The organism is Shewanella sp. UCD-FRSSP16_17 (genome assembly GCF_001675935.1).
Lineage (GTDB): Bacteria > Pseudomonadota > Gammaproteobacteria > Enterobacterales > Shewanellaceae > Shewanella > Shewanella japonica.
The window spans coordinates 239,109-254,613 of the sequence record NZ_LZFV01000024.1 but is presented as its reverse complement, the minus strand read 5'-3'; the positions used below and the strand labels follow the sequence as shown (position 1 = coordinate 254,613).

Sequence of the window (15,505 nt, the reverse complement as noted above, 5' to 3'; positions counted from 1 at the left end):
GTAACACATCCATTATTATAACTATATGTAATTAATTCTTACTCTACGCTTGATACAATATAGTTGGGAAATTATGAAATTCAAGTTCTCCTTTAGCCATATCTAAACTTAATTTATGAAAATTTGATTAAACAAATTTAAGCCTTGTAATAGCCTCTTTATTTTCATAGCCCTATACTGGGTATTCTTTCAATTGGGACTCACTTGTGGACAAAAATGAGTTTGTAATTGGCCTTGGCTCATGAGCCATTTGATTGAAAAATAATTAAGTTTACTCTGACCCCACTTCTTCACTTCTTTATGACCCCACTTCTTCATTTCTTTATGACCCCACTTCTTTAGGAATTATGGTTACCATCGCTCACCTAACTCCCCATCTCTCAAATAGTACTTTTTTCCATCAAGAATACTTTTAAGTACTGCTTGAATGTGGATAGGTTGATTCGTAACATCTATTTTTTCAGCTTGCTCTCTAAGATTATCTAAATCAATAACATCACCAAAAGTTTGTTCATCAATCTGAACAAAAGGGCCATTGGTAGAATCACTGCCAGAGTTACCAATTATTTCGGCCACTCTAATTACGCCATTCTCACTATTCATGACTGCATCCATAAATTCATATGTTTTATCTTTTGAGGATCTTTTTAACTCATAGAAAATGTGTGATTCAAGATGATTATTAATATGTGTCCTATCGGAAAGGGATTTAATAGCCATCTTTTGATAGTCAACCTCAAGCTCAGCCAGCTGTTCTTCAGAGACCCATGGCTCATCATAGCTTTCTCCGTGAATTTGACCTCGAATTTTGTACAAAACGTCGGCAGCCAAAGGAGCGCTTTCTTCTCTTCCAACAAGACTTTTTATCAGTGTATATTTATCGTCACTCTCAGAGATTACCTTATTTGTAAGCCAATTCATTTGGCGATAAAGATCCTTAGACATAAAACCATAATTACTTTCTAGAGACGATATTAGCTTTTCAGAGTTGAGAAGTGCGTTATAAATGCTAATCAATATATCAAAGCTATTACCTCTGCATTCTTTTGCATAATTCGTCATCATTTCAAAGAATCGATCATCGGCGTCTTCAGAAACCGTTCGACTAAGAAACTCGTCTCTATCAATGTTTCCAGCAATAAAATCGAGAATCTCTTGATCTGAAAAATACCCCGTTGGAGTTTTGTAATGAAACGCAACATGAAGCCTTTGCGGGGCTGAAACCCTGCCAGCGGCATCAGCATCAGAAACGCCATAATGTGAATAGCCACCAGAATCTATAAGTGGAAAAGTATCTCCCAGAAGCCCCTCTAATAGCTTACGATCCCTTTCACTGAATGCTTTTAAAATTTGACTCCGATCTTCATTAAATGACTTTACCACTTCTTCCGGCTTGTCCATCATAAGGCCGTCATTTGAAAACCTTTTTCCGATATAAGCTTCTGGCGTTTTCTTGACATGTTCGTATACCGCATTGGCTTTTGTAGCAATTATTGATAACGAAAAAAGATCAGAAAAACATACTTGTCCTTCAACCTGCTCCAGTACAAACCTCAAGTGGTTGAAAAATCTTTTCAATTCCCTTGGGTTCTTTATTAGGTGCTTGAAATAATGATGATAAATCCAGCTTAATCTCTCTTGGTCACTTTCAAATCTATCTGTTAATTTTTTGTCGCTTAGATTATCTAGCTCTACATTGGCAAGCTCATTCATCCCTCTTTCAGAAATTACAGGAAGGGGCACTCTGAGCTGTACTACCTTATTGATATATTCCGAAGCATTGACAATGTCATTCTTATCCAAAACGGAGATAAGGTAGCTTGAGTCAAAGGCTAATAGAAACGACGTTCCAGAAAAGTCTGCTACGGCCTTTACGAGGCGCAAAACTTGAAAAGTTTCAGATGGAGTTAACCTATCAATATCGTCAATAACTACGATTATCGGGGTTTTAATTTTTTCAATTGCAGAAACAACCTTTTTCTTTTTTCCTAAAAGGTCAAGTTTTTTTAATTCTGCAATCTTCTTAGTTGAACTTCCAAACTTAGAGAATACTTTTTCAACGATTGATGCCCATGGCTCTGCACCTGGGACAAGCTTTGCGACACTAAAGAGGCTAGAGTATGCAATCAATTCCTTAGCAGCTTTCAATGCCACCTCAGAGCTATCTTTAATGTTAAGTTGAGATGAAAATTGTAGTAAGAAATCTTGAATTAACGACTCAGGCTTACCAGCCAACCAAGGGTTATATTCAATGATGATAGGGGCAGCTTCTTTTTCATTTAAAGCTCCTTTGACAAGGTTGATTACTGATGTTTTGCCATACCCCCATTCACCTTCCAAAGATACAGTTAGACAATCATCATCATGATTTAATAGAAGTACGTTTGCTAGGTGGTTAGCAAAATCAAGTCTATTTAGTAAGTCAGGGTCATTAGGCCCACCCTGTATCGGTTGGTCGTTATGGTATTTTCCCATTCATAGATCCATTGTTCGTGGAGATTGCTAACGCCTCGTTAAAAGGCAAAAATTGTTGGCTAAAATTAGCGACGAAGGAGCAAAAGCCAACTGTTTTTTGTCCTTTTAAACGACTTGTTAGTTTTATTCGGCATAAACCTCTGGAATATATTCATAGCCTTCTAAACCATTTGTAGTTCCCATGGAGTCACAAACAACAAAGTTTTCACAATTGAAATATACGGGGTCGATGGTTTCTCTTACAGCTTTTGCAAAGTAATTTAATGCAACTACTAAGTTGCAATGTTTTTTATATAATTCTTTTTGCCATACTTCGACTTCATCATATCTCTTTTGATACTCATCCTGTTCAAGCATTACCTTTTTCCACCGCATATCTCTCCGCCACCACTTATTCTCAAAAAGGTGAGAATGTTTCGATTTAGTGAAGTGAAGGCGTAGATAATTAATATGAGTTCCTAACTCTAGTATTGCGTTATCTAACTCAGGAAAAGCACCAGGCAGAGTTGATCTGAAAATTTTAGTTTCCACCTCGTTGAAGCCATCTAATATTTCGTCTTCAATTGACGTCGCGATTAGGTTGTCACTAATGTTTATCCAATGTACTAAAAACATATTCTTCGAGATGAAATTTACAAAGTCTCTATAGAACTCCGTCATTTTGTCACCTGAGCTATTCCCACCATTTAACATGGTTTTATAGTTCTTTAACTCTTTTCTAGATATCTTTTTAGCGTGAGCCATTTTATGGTGTTTATCACATAAGAGAATTAGGTTGTCTAATGTATTATTCTCTCTATTTTCATCGATATGGTGAATTTCCAAATATGTATGTTCCATACATAACTTAACCGTACATGTATGACCTGCTTCCGTATTAACTTCCCTTCTTAGGTCAGCACTGATACTTGGACGTGATTCTGAATACTTTTTATTCACCAAAACCTCTTATAAAACTAACGCCCGCTTAAGCGGACAAAAATTGTTGGTTATAATGTGGAGCGAAGCGGAACCTAACCAACTGTTTTTTTGTTCCGTTTAAACCGCTTGTTAAGTGCCAATTATCGGCTAAATATTTTGATTAAAACGGATTACATCCATGTCATTTCCATATGCCATAGCCAATTTATCTGTATCATTGAAATAGAACGTAATCCAACCATTATTCATTCGCTTTTCCCAATTTGATGATTGGCCATAGCGTGATAGATAAAGTTTAATTTTCTTTCTCTTTCCAAAGAATGTTAAACGGCCAGTAGGATCGTTATACCAAACAGACGACGCTATTCCGTTCTTTTCGTAAACTGCAACCTAAAAGAAAGTTGTCAAAATTTTGTAAGACACTTCTTCATCTTCAACGGTTTTATAAATATCGTCATTCACACTTTTGAGAATATCAAGTGCATCAGATATTGGAATACCTAATGGAACATGAGGTGTTTCTATTTTTCCTGACCATATACCACGCAAATTAAGCAAATCCTTTTGGCATTTAACGCTTGCAGCATAGGAGGCAAACCGCAGGTTTGACGTCCAATGCCTGCACTTGTTAAAACTCATTGGCTCAATACTTTAACTAACAGGCCAACGACCGTTATTACTAGGCCTAATATTGCTAGCCGATAACCTCGGCTATTAGATTTCATCTCTTCTTGCCTAGTTTGAAGATCAACAGCTGTAGGCAAAAATGTACCTGGCATGTATTTCCAAAAATAACACCTATTTTTTCTCTCTTCATTGCATATTAGGTCAGTAGCTGTATCCAGAGAAAAGTTATGACCTTGATCCCAAACACCCTTGTAACATGACATTGATACGTCCGGTATGCGCCACGAATAATCATCATTCTTTGTTTTCTCCCGCATTTCCTTTGTTATCTCAAGCTTTATCTCGCGGCCATTATCATCTCTATAGCTTTTATGGAAATAGTGGCAATTAATACAAGCTTGTTTTGGCACAAGAATCTCCGAGAGTTTTAACAGCTTATTATACGGCTCGCCTGATAAAGTCGGCCGTTTAAGTTATTGATTTATAACATCCTACATTCTCTATGTCTTTGATGTAAAGCAATAAAATTCTCTTGGCATCCTAAAACAAACCGAGCTTGCGCGTTAAAGTCGCTTAAAAAATAAGTGATGAAATTTATTTCCAAAATTATCAGACAATTATAGATTTTTAGTTAAGCATGAATTTCGACTTTAGACTTATTTGATGAGCTGTTTGATTTAAATTAAGCCAAATCTCATTATACCTGTATATAAAAACAGTTCATTAGATTGTGCAATCTAGGCTGTAAGGATGGCAACTGTAAAAAAGCAATTTCATTTAAATGTTTATGGAAAACGAAGATAAGCATTGTTAAATAGAGCTTTGGGGCATAAACGAGTTACAGTTTTGATAATTTACCTTAATCACCATTCCTGACTATACTTTTCAGACGATTAACAAGGATTGTTAAGAGGTCGCATGGAGCATATTGATCTAGGTTTAATTTGGGCCACTATTGGCCTGTTGTGTGTACTTTTTTCTATTATCTATTACATGTCATCAGGTGATTAGTTGAAGTTTTTTACCCTCGTCCTACTTAACTAGCGTAATTTCTCTAGCTTCAGGCTTACTTATTATTGCTAGGGAAATCATGGATGCCTCGGCTGCAGTGAAAAGGAGTTCTTTTTATGGATAAAATTAATCTCTGGTGATTTTTCCATTGTGTTGAATCTACCTCACTCCTCTGTAATGCCTCCTGTAGGCCTTGCCTTGAAAGACACCCTTTGGGTGTCTTTCTCGTTTTTGTGGCGCTTAACAACTATTGATAAAAAACGCTTTCTAATTCATCACATAATACGGTTCGATATATTATTTTGCTTTGTAATTGTGTTACGTCTTGTGATGTTAACAGTGGCTTACGCGTCTTTTTATCTACTCGAGTCACCATCTCTTCGAATAATTGGTTATGAAGCCGCTTAATATCACTAAATACCTGCAAAGATTGAGAGAACAACATCACCTTGTCGTAATAGCCATGATTGAGGCCGTAAAGCCATTTTAATAAAATGGTCTGTCGTGCAGCTTTGGTTTTAAAGGAATGCTCTAGTTCAATAGCTACAAGGCTACCGGTTGGCTCAATGACAACTCCGTCGACGTTTCTTACGTCATTTGATTTAAAGAGTCGCTTAAATTCAGGCTCGGTGACTAATGAAATCCAGTACGGACTATCCTCACCCGTTTTGACTTTATTGTGAATGCCCCGCAATTGAATATATTGCATCATTAAATCGTGCATGATGGTGTTCTGATTAACCCGTAATGCGGGCTTGTCGTTGGTGCGAAAGTAGACCGCGATGGATAACAACTCTTCAGCATATTTTGCGCCTGCGTAATCGAGGACATACACACGGTCGTCAACAGACCGATGGGTTATCACTAAGCTGAGCAGCTTTTCTTTCACAAGCTTGTTGAGGTGTTCGAGCGCTTGTCGCTTGGTAATACCATATATAACCGCAATGAGGGTTGGTGAGGTGACTCCAAATCGAGCAACCATTTTTATGGTTAACTCCCGTCTGACTTTGCCTGTCTGATTATTATTTTCCCCTGGTATATATTTCATGGGCATGAACAAATAAGGTTGATACTTTTCAGCCTGTTTCCCTGATGAAAACACGGCGGTATTAATGGTTTGTTGCAGTTGTTGATACACGTTCATGTTGATATTTTTTATGCGTTGATTTTTAGGTATCCATAACTAGTTTCACAGAATACGAAGTTTCATCTTTTATCTACAAAGTTCAGATATTCATGCCGTTAAAGTGATTTATCCCTGTCGGGATGAAAATAGCGATAAACATCGCTACCAAGCCAGCCTTTGGCTGATGAGTGTTTAACTTCGTTAATCCCTCATATGCTCTGAAGCGCCCACCCGCTCTGATGACTCGTCATCGGCGCAGGTTTACGAGCTACGCTCTAGCACTTCACTGCATCAAACGCGCATGTATTTCGCTACGCTCTGTACTAACCGCATTTTCACCGCTTATGACGAGGGGATGTGTTCCACCTCATTTCCCTCTTTCATCGCTATGATTTTCTGACGAAAACCACACAGGTTTAGCCTTCAATTTATCCCAAATATGAGGCTAAATTTTGCTGAGGCAAAACTAAAATTCGGTTAGTACAGACCAGCTGTACATGCGCGTGCTGCTTCTCGTCATTACTTCGTAATAACTCACATCCGCGTTTTGAAAGCCTGTTTCACAGGCCGTTTTATTGCAGAAAATCGTGCCGATTTTTGCTAAATAAAGATAATTCTATCGAATAAAAGCAAAGAAAATAAAAGCTGAAAAACGATTCTTTTGAGTCTTGAAAGAGTCTAGGTAACCGACGAGGTGAATAAAGAAAGAGCACATTTTTATTGCTGACCTTGCAGATAAATAAGTTTGCAATTCAACTTTATTTCATTAACTTAAATTTAGAACAGTAATTAACCTTCTTTTTAAAGGACACATTATGACTTCTAAAAATAACGCCCCTATTACCAATATTGATGGCACACCAATGGTCTCAGGCTCCAGTGTAGACATCAAAGGTAACCCATTCGGTATCACAGAAAGCAGTAGTTCAATAAGCACTTGTGATACTGAAATCTCATCAAGCTTCGATAGTTTTGATTCTTGTTCAAGTTTCGACTCAGGCTTTGATTCGGGGTTTGATAGTGATTTTTAATCAACAAAACGAGGCGTTTTATGCTCGTTACACGCCAGTACTTATCTTACTCATCTCGACTATAGTTTGTGTGACTATGTTTTGGATAACCAATAGTCCTTTTTTCTGTTTACCTTCAAGCTTATTGTATTTGAAATTTATAATCGGAGAATGTGCTTATGATAGAAAGTACAAGGGCAAAGGGCTGCCCGAGGACTCCTGGTTAAAATGTCGCTACTTACTATTTAAGTTTTTTTAAATTTAAAATCAGCAAAGGTATCAGCTTAAATCACACTAAGCTGATACCTATAAAAGAGGTCATATGGAATTCTTACTACCCTTAACAGTCTTAATCGTCGGATGCATCATTATTTGTAAAAAGTGCAAAGAAGCTGAAAAAGCCAAGCAATAGCTTGGCTTTGATATAGTTTTAATATTAAAGGTAGATCTTATTTTGAAGGGCTGATTATTACAGCGGTACCGTAAGCAAAGACTTCAAGAGTTCCATTTATTGATGATGAGTCATATCTCATTCCGATAATGGCATTTGCCCCTAGTGATTCAGCCTGCTTAACCATTAGATCGTATGATTCAGTGCGACATTTGGCGTGGGCAGATGGCTGTACAACACTTTGAGCAACTTGAAGTACACTATGTGGGCAAATACTTAGCCCTTTGGCTACACCGACATAAGACGAAATTTTATGATCTGCTATTTCATTACTTGTTGTTATTATCATTCTCGAGCTCCATTCGTTTAATATTAATAACCCTTCCCAAACAAGAAAAGGCACCTGCCAACTCCAATCGAAAGCCAAACTACAATAGCAGCAAAATCAACTCGATAAACGTGGATTTCAATAATGTAGTGTAGTTCGCAACGAACAACTAAACTGCTTACTATTTATAGTAACTAATGCTATCGATTACATATCAACGTTATATTCAGCTGACATTATTTAGGAGTAATAAACGTATTTAATAATCGTCAACTCCTCTTCAGGTTAGTCAGTATTTAGAGGCCTTGATAAATACTCATGGCTCATTTGCCATTACGTACTATTTAATTTATTTTTTAAAAAATACCAGCTTAATAACACTAAGCTGTTACCCTGTAAGGAGGTTCTATGGAGTTCTTACTCCCCTTAATTGTCTTAATCGTCGGATGCCTCGATATTTGTAAAATATGCAGAGAAGAAGAAAATCAAAAGTGAGAATGACTAGTTATGCAGACTCTCTGTCTAAAGATTAGCTAGATTATTTGGGCATAAACGTGTCAGCAACTTTGCTACAGTTGTATTAAACTGATTATCTAAGATATAACAGATAATCAGTGTAGGCTCCCCAACAAATAGCTCTTAACCTGAGCCTATGGTTCTTATTCTCCATGTGTCCTTAATCAATTCGTACTAGTGTTAAAAGCGAATAAGGCTCTTGAAAACTGCAATATTTAAGTTGTTGATAACTAATAATCTGCTTTGAGTTTATACAGAATTCTTGTTCCACTTTTTGGTGTGACTTCTTCGTATATATCAAAAATCTCACTAGCTTCGATAAGCTTCTTAAGTGAACTATAACCATGCTTTTTTTTCATTTGAGCAAACTCTTCTGGTGCATGCTCCTTAATTAGCTGACCGGCTGAACTAATCAAAGCCCATCCATCTTCTCTACTTATTTGAGTAGCGATATCTCCAAGCATAAGTATTAGACGGCTTTGCTTTAAAAAGGAGAGTTCTAGATCTTTCCTCGCTTCTTCCGATTGCAAGTAAGTAGCCATTATTTTACGCCCATCAATTAATGACTTGGTCATTGCTTTTAAATGATTAATTTCAAGTCTAATCTTGTCACTCTGCTCATCAAGTTCCTTACTTAATGATTTACAGTTTTGAGGGGATTTCATATCAAAACGTGGTAACAAATGATGAATAAGGTCATTCCGCTCAGTAACTAACTGAGCTAGAGCTTCATTTTTACTTTTATAGTAATCATAATCACATTCAACCCTAAAACTAAATGAAAAGTATATTTCATTTTTTTCTTCTGGTTCAGTTGATTGTTTATCTGATTCAGGATTTGAATTTTCAACATACTGCCCAACCAAAGTTCCCATAGTCTGTTTATTAACTTTGTTTTCCTGAGCTTCTTTAAGTGTTTTTAACTCACTTGCAAACCCTGCGAGCTTACCATTGGCTACTATAATTTTTAGCAATTGTTCAAGTTGTTGAAAAAGGACTACGTTTCGTCCAACCCTTCTTAGTACATCATCTACAAATTCTTCATTTTTCAAATTTTTAAATCCTTTTCTTTTTGTAGTCAAAGGCGAGTTGTACTGTTTAACCTAAATTGTTTATTTTCGATGCCATTTAAACCAGTCCTTATTCAACTTACGCATACCGCCAGAATATGTCTCTAGCGCAGACATTGGCTTTTTTTCATTACAACGTTGCTCACTAAATTGAGTAAATAGCGCATTCAACGTTTGTCGGCCTTGATAACTCGACATCAAAAATTGGATAAACTGTCTCGAGTTTTGATAAAGCGCACTGCGTTTGCTTCCGTTCCAATCAACATTCGTGGCATTTAAGAGTTCTGGTAAGGTTAAATACTTGCCAACTCGGTAGTTTATCTTGGCTGCTTTAATTTGGTTAGATGTGACCAATTGAAATTGGCTTTTGTCATTCAGTTGCTTTAAATACAATGGCGACTCAAAATACTCTGCTAACCCTTCATTAAACCAGCGCGGAGTTGAACCAAATTGACCTGCGTTCATGACATGAACTGATTCATGTACAGCAGTTCTAAAAGCTTGTTGGTTATTTTTATGTAACACCGCAGCGACATTATGTCTGCTTGAATAGAACCCTTGGCTCGCATTGACTGAGTTTGAGTATTTACGCTGTAAGTCTTCGTAAGCATCGTTACTTCCTGCAAGGATTAAATCAATTTTAATAGGAAGTAATTCGCTCTTTGGTAAAAGCTGGCGAAAATCAGCATCAATGTGCTTTAAGGTTGTAGTGAGTTTATTGCGAAGAAATGGGGGAGGGTTGGTCGCAATTGAGTTAATCTCGATATCAAAACTATATTGCGGTTCAGTATATTGGCTAAGCTGACTTTTCTTGCTAGCCGCAGCGACATCGGAGAAATGAGTAATGCCTTTTTCATCAACCCAAGTATAGATACCATTGTCCTGCTTTTTAATTTCCAATCCTTGAGTAACAGCTAATGATTCGCAAATACTGCGCTGAGCTGCGGACATTTCAAATTCGTGGTGCTCAGTTGCACGAGGTTTACTGATTTGAGGGAGTCGTGATATCTCGCCTTTTGACGTTAAGAACTCGGGGCTGAAGAAATCACCAATAATAGGGATATGAAGCCATTGGCCTTTGTAGTGGTTGACGATGAATCCTAATACAACAACTAAAACAACAGTTAACACATATCGACTTAAACGGCTTTCCATAGCCTAAAACCCTCATAGTATTCATTATGTTATGAACTCTCTGTCACTATATCTGGTAACATTAATTACTTCAAACTACTCAATATCTCACTATTTGTATGGGCTCATGAAGATGTTCATTATTTAGTTTATTTGTGAACAAAGGCGCATTGATGGTGTCGCTAAATTATATATTTGATTTAGAGAGATGTTGCACCTCTCTTATTAAGAAATTAAATCAACTGATTAATTATACTGACGGTTTATTTAGGGTAATCCAATGATGGTTAGGTATAGAACAGTTTTGATTAGCACCTGGATTTGAGATAATAACCCCTTTAAATTTTGATACATTCTTAATTGGTTTATGAACGTGCCCACATAGAATCCATTTGGGCTTAAGGGTATCGTTTTTTAGGGCTGTTCTGAGTGAATCTGATCCAAAATCTTGCCCACTTTGTTTAGATACTTTTAAGCTTGATGGTGGCTCATGGTGTAGCAAAACATCACAACTTCGAAAATGCTCAAATGCCTCAAATTCATAAGGGATACAACCAAATCTTATCTGCTCTATAACTTCTATACAGCCATCACTTCTAACACCAGAAATATTACTTAGCCAATGCATATTTTCGGATGATTCCATTTCATCGTGGTTTCCCGTACATACAAAAATAGGGACTTTAAAAGCTTTTAACCAAGACTGTAACCATTCGATTTGAGCAGTAATAGAATAAGCTTGATTAAAATGTGTATCTAAAAAGTCACCTGTGAGGCAAACTACATCTGCTTTTTCGCTTTCATTTAAAACCCATGAACATTGTTGTTTATTGAAATGTAAATCAGTTACGTGAAGAATCCTCAAATTGACTACCTCTAGAAAGTCAGTAATCGTGTTGATAAACAATATGTCTACCAACACATTAGCGCATGCTAACTTAACCTAATACGCTTCTATTAAATGCCGCTTTTAGCTCATCATATGAGAATGGTCTTGATATATTTTCTTCATTGAATGTCTTTGAGCGAGAGTAATGTTCATGGTTACTACTATTGAAAGCGACTTTCTCACCGATTCCATAGGTCAGTTCGTAGTTTGGCCTTTCTCCACACCCACTTAAACCTAACCTAACCGTTGTTTTTTCTTTTGAACCACCTGAGACCATGTTTTCGTGCACTTTTTGTAAATAACTCATAGGAAGTTTTGCGAGGTCTTCTATAGTTTCTAATTGGAGCTTCATTTTTCTTTCCCTTATTTTGTATAACTGAATGCCGTACTGAAAACTTGGCTTGTTAAAAAGTTACTGCCTGAGCACTCGAATTTTAAAATCTACATGTTATAACCTGAGGTGCTAATTTTTAGTGGTTTTTTGATTCAATTTATAAAATTGTGTATTGCTGCTCGTTATTACTTTTTTTGCGACCTTCTTTTAAGTTTGGGAACTCACCGTTAGCTACCATGTCTCTAAATTGCTTTCCAAAGACTCTGCGTGTCGCATCTGGTAGATTGCTCCATTGCTCTTCACCAACAATCTTTTTCAAACTAATTTCTGTACCAGCCGCTAATTTTTCTGATTGAGTTTTAATTAGTTCAAGTATATGAGACGGCACATATGAAACTGTGTTGTTGGTTAGCCCCTCAGCCATTTCATTGGAAGCATCTATGAGAATTTTTTCAACAAGATCCTGCCTAGTCATACCACGTTGTGTTGCGATTATATTTAGTTTATTCAAATTATTTTCATGTAAACGGACAGTCATAGGCTTTTTCATACCACCTCCTTTATTAGATTCTGTTATTAGAATCACATAACAGAATCTCTTCGTCAATAGTTTTATGAAAGCTTAGTTTTTATTTATTAAATCCAGTACCTTGAGTTGTTTGATACTTCGTCCGTCAAATTCAAAATCATTTGGTTTCATAGGTTTACATATCTATTTCTAACTGGCATCAAACTCTAAGGGTCATTCAGCCTATTTGAACATGCCAAAAAAACACATTCCAAGCATAATCACTTTTTTTGTTATCAATTACGAAATTGACATACTCGCCCAACATTCGTTTATTAAGGGCTAAGTATGCAAAACCTACCGATTTCATTTAAGACATTATTAACTGACACATTTAACGCAAATCACCTACCTCTGGAGATGGTTGCTAAGACCTATTTTAATGTCAGCTTGAGAACATTTAAAAAGCACCTTAAAGAAGACCCTTTTCTTCAACAACTTGGGGTCAATATTAAGGAAGGCATAATCACCATTGACCAACTATCTGCTATTTTCAATAACGCACGTGATAAATCGGCTGGCAAACTACACACATCGCATAGCACCGCTCAGTTTGACTCAGGTAATATTCCAATTGAAAAATCGATATTTATTCGAGGGCTAGTGAAGCAATTTAGCACGCCGATCATTCCGTACCATAAAGTCGCTAAAGCATTCTTGGGGTGGCATTCTAGTCGCTCTGCTATCGCTAAATATCACGACGGTACACTAGAGCAATTACAACTAGTAACGATGTGTTTGACTGAGGGAAATAATGAAACAATTTTTGTTAATGTTTTCGATCTGGAAAACTTCTTAAGCATGCCTAAGAAAGTAACACTCTTTTAAGCCAATACAGCTTTATGTAAGTGATGTAGCCCAATACTTCAGTTGCTATAGGGGCAATTCATTCATAGTGAGCAAGCATAATCACTTTTATTGATCTTTTATTTTAAGTCTCATACTGGCCTTTTATTAACCCTTTCTCTAAAAGGCCAGTTACTCAAATGACGCTACCAACAAATAAATCTAAACATGAGCAGCAGAACATTTTTGCATTAATAACCGTTGCTCAGCATTTAATTGAAGTCCACAACAGTCCACTGCTCCCCTACCTTACCGTTGCCAAAGAGTATCTTGGATACAAAACGGATAAAACAGCGAAAGCTAAACTACATGATGGAACCATAGAAAAGTTAGGCTTAGTGCCAACATCGCCTTATTTGGGACGCAAAGCACCGGTTTTTATCAAAGCATTTGATCTAGCAAACTATCTCATTCAGCATAGAAATGTTGAAATATCACATTATTGAAATGACACGATTAAATTAACGAGGGTAATCAACGTTATTTTTCACTTTCAATCTCACTGCAATTGGTTAATATTTAATGAGTATCCAAAATGAAACTGACAATATCGACATTATTCGTCTGTTGATGGGGGACTAAAAAGGGGATCTGTTAACAACAGTGATGTTCAAACCCAGTGATATCGGGCCTTAGACTAGGACGTTGTTCCAATCAAGCATAGGTGCAATAGAGAGTGCTCTGTTTAGTGTTAATGAAGCCAAAAAATTTACCTTATCTATGGTTATCAGCGACTTAATGAACTTGATTTAAACTGCCAATATTTTCTACTCAAGCAGCCAAAATTTCAGCCGTGCATTATATCACTATGCAGCTTTTAATGAAGATTGTTTATAATAAATTTCTAATCTTGCTTTATAAGATATTAGATTAAAAGGGCTGATTAACCATGACCCAAAACTGGCTTTCATCGCCACCTGTGACAAAGTCGGTACGAATAACGATACTTTCTACTTCAAATCGAATACTCGCGCCATAAGCCGTTTTCATCTCTTCATGGAGAGAATCGAAGCTGAACTCATCACTGACATTACCCGCTTCTAACAATAACGCCCATTGCCACCAAGGTACGTTATACAAATTAAACACAGGTAGATTCTGCAGGGGCTGCCAGCGAGGAGTGATGCGATATTCTAAAGCATAATTAACTGCACTACGGCCAGTAAATTGCTTTGAGTCGTACCCTCTAAGTCGATCAAAACCACCCAAGGAGACGCCAGCAAAACTCGGCGGACGCTTAAATTCTTGTGTACTATTGTCAATATCATTCCAAGTTGGCGTATCGGCAATATAAACATTGGTAGCTAATACTTGATCTTCAAACCAAGCATTGCTCCCAAGTGACAAAAATGCACTTTGCTCAAATTCCCACATCAACCAATTTGGGTCATCATTTATATCGCTACCACGGGTAATGGTTAAATTGCTCTCACCACCTTGGCTACTATTATTAGCTGAATCACGGTTATCCCAGTTAAGCGACAACTCAAACCCTCTGGCTTCATCAGGTAAGTAATCCAAGGCCTCTAACTCACGATATTTGTTAAAGGGAGTTAAACTAATGCTTGTGACACCAGATTCTAATGGATTCCAGCTCACTGCATTTTTCTTTCTCGCTAACGAGGCTGCTGCGCCATTTTTGCCACCAGCAATAGGCAGGACATATTTAATATGTAGTTTTGAAAAACCTTCATCACCAACACTGATTATTCGCTCACTATCATTAGCCTTTGGTACTTGTGGCGCTTGTGGTAAGTAGTAAATCCCTTGTTCATAGTGACCACGAAATACCTCAGCACTAAACAGCCATTGATCAAGTTTAGGTAATTGATAATTATAAAATCCAGCATAAGTTAACCAGCTGTCATTTGCAGAGTATAGGCCAATGCCTAAAGCGACTGCTTGCGCTTGGCCAGCATGCTTTACTAATCCTGCAGCGCCAAATGTGGTGCTAAGAGTTTCTGTTGAAAAAACAATAGGAACAGCGACAAACTCAGGATCATATTGATGATTTGATTGTGGTTCAGACTGTTTTTGAGCCGTTTGATTTGCGTCTTCAGTATCTCTAGCCGCTTCATCATGAGGCAACTCTACCGATACAGTGGCCCCTTCTGACGCCAATGTTTGTATATTGGGTGTTTCAATATCGCTACTCTGTGAGATCACAGAGCTTGCTTGAGCCACACTATTTACGCTTAATAAAAGGCAATAAATCAATACTACAGATTTATACAACTGCACCTAGTTTTCCTTCTAATA

The 15,505-nt window shown here is 37.1% G+C and carries 14 protein-coding genes; 3 read left to right on the top strand and 11 right to left on the bottom strand.

Annotated features, from left to right (window positions below):
* Window positions 1–351 precede the first annotated feature (351 nt).
* The 4 genes from A9267_RS12580 to A9267_RS12565 form a co-directional block, all read right to left on the bottom strand.
* Entirely contained in the window at window positions 352–2,475 is a 2,124-nt protein-coding gene (locus A9267_RS12580) for a KAP family P-loop NTPase fold protein (RefSeq protein WP_065109402.1), read from the bottom strand.
* A gap of 123 nt (window positions 2,476–2,598) precedes the next feature.
* Window positions 2,599–3,414, bottom strand: a complete 816-nt coding sequence (locus A9267_RS12575; protein WP_065109401.1) for an HNH endonuclease signature motif containing protein — start codon at window positions 3,412–3,414, stop codon at window positions 2,599–2,601.
* 372 nt (window positions 3,415–3,786) lie between these two features.
* On the bottom strand, window positions 3,787–3,945 hold the full coding sequence (locus A9267_RS21790; RefSeq protein WP_156669161.1) for a hypothetical protein: 159 nt from the start codon (window positions 3,943–3,945) through the stop codon (window positions 3,787–3,789).
* Between the two features lie 1,336 nt (window positions 3,946–5,281).
* Window positions 5,282–6,178, bottom strand: coding sequence for a hypothetical protein (locus A9267_RS12565; RefSeq protein ID WP_231919107.1), 897 nt, complete (start codon window positions 6,176–6,178; stop codon window positions 5,282–5,284).
* Between the two features lie 797 nt (window positions 6,179–6,975).
* Between A9267_RS12565 and A9267_RS12560 the strand changes: the two genes are divergently transcribed.
* Window positions 6,976–7,191: a hypothetical protein gene (locus A9267_RS12560; protein WP_065109399.1), complete on the top strand. Its 216-nt coding sequence runs from the start codon at window positions 6,976–6,978 to the stop codon at window positions 7,189–7,191.
* Between the two features lie 428 nt (window positions 7,192–7,619).
* Here A9267_RS12560 and A9267_RS12555 read toward each other — a convergent pair whose 3' ends face one another.
* The 6 genes from A9267_RS12555 to A9267_RS12530 all read right to left on the bottom strand — a co-directional run bounded on the left by A9267_RS12555 (window position 7,620) and on the right by A9267_RS12530 (window position 12,382).
* Window positions 7,620–7,910: a YbjQ family protein gene (locus A9267_RS12555; RefSeq protein ID WP_065109398.1), complete on the bottom strand. Its 291-nt coding sequence runs from the start codon at window positions 7,908–7,910 to the stop codon at window positions 7,620–7,622.
* A 725-nt stretch (window positions 7,911–8,635) separates the two neighbouring features.
* Window positions 8,636–9,457 (bottom strand): OST-HTH/LOTUS domain-containing protein, encoded by an 822-nt coding sequence (locus A9267_RS12550; RefSeq protein ID WP_065109397.1) that lies wholly within the window; start codon window positions 9,455–9,457, stop codon window positions 8,636–8,638.
* A 60-nt stretch (window positions 9,458–9,517) separates the two neighbouring features.
* Window positions 9,518–10,630: a DUF4124 domain-containing protein gene (locus A9267_RS12545; protein WP_065109396.1), complete on the bottom strand. Its 1,113-nt coding sequence runs from the start codon at window positions 10,628–10,630 to the stop codon at window positions 9,518–9,520.
* Between the two features lie 229 nt (window positions 10,631–10,859).
* Window positions 10,860–11,516, bottom strand: a complete 657-nt coding sequence (locus A9267_RS12540; RefSeq protein WP_197495533.1) for a metallophosphoesterase family protein — start codon at window positions 11,514–11,516, stop codon at window positions 10,860–10,862.
* Between the two features lie 31 nt (window positions 11,517–11,547).
* A complete protein-coding gene (locus tag A9267_RS12535) occupies window positions 11,548–11,850 on the bottom strand; it encodes a hypothetical protein (protein WP_065109395.1) in 303 nt (100 codons plus the stop codon).
* Between the two features lie 139 nt (window positions 11,851–11,989).
* Window positions 11,990–12,382 carry a single-stranded DNA-binding protein gene (locus A9267_RS12530; protein ID WP_065109394.1) on the bottom strand — a complete coding sequence of 131 codons (393 nt, stop codon included), beginning with the start codon at window positions 12,380–12,382 and terminating at the stop codon, window positions 11,990–11,992.
* Window positions 12,383–12,688: 306 nt separating this feature from the next.
* Here A9267_RS12530 and A9267_RS12525 point away from each other — a divergent pair, with 306 nt between their 5' ends.
* Window positions 12,689–13,228, top strand: a complete 540-nt coding sequence (locus A9267_RS12525) for a hypothetical protein (protein ID WP_065109393.1) — start codon at window positions 12,689–12,691, stop codon at window positions 13,226–13,228.
* 158 nt (window positions 13,229–13,386) lie between these two features.
* Window positions 13,387–13,692, top strand: coding sequence for a pyocin activator PrtN family protein (locus A9267_RS12520; RefSeq protein ID WP_065109392.1), 306 nt, complete (start codon window positions 13,387–13,389; stop codon window positions 13,690–13,692).
* A 424-nt stretch (window positions 13,693–14,116) separates the two neighbouring features.
* Here A9267_RS12520 and A9267_RS12515 read toward each other — a convergent pair whose 3' ends face one another.
* Window positions 14,117–15,487, bottom strand: coding sequence for a hypothetical protein (locus tag A9267_RS12515; protein ID WP_065109391.1), 1,371 nt, complete (start codon window positions 15,485–15,487; stop codon window positions 14,117–14,119).
* Window positions 15,488–15,505: the final 18 nt, after the last annotated feature.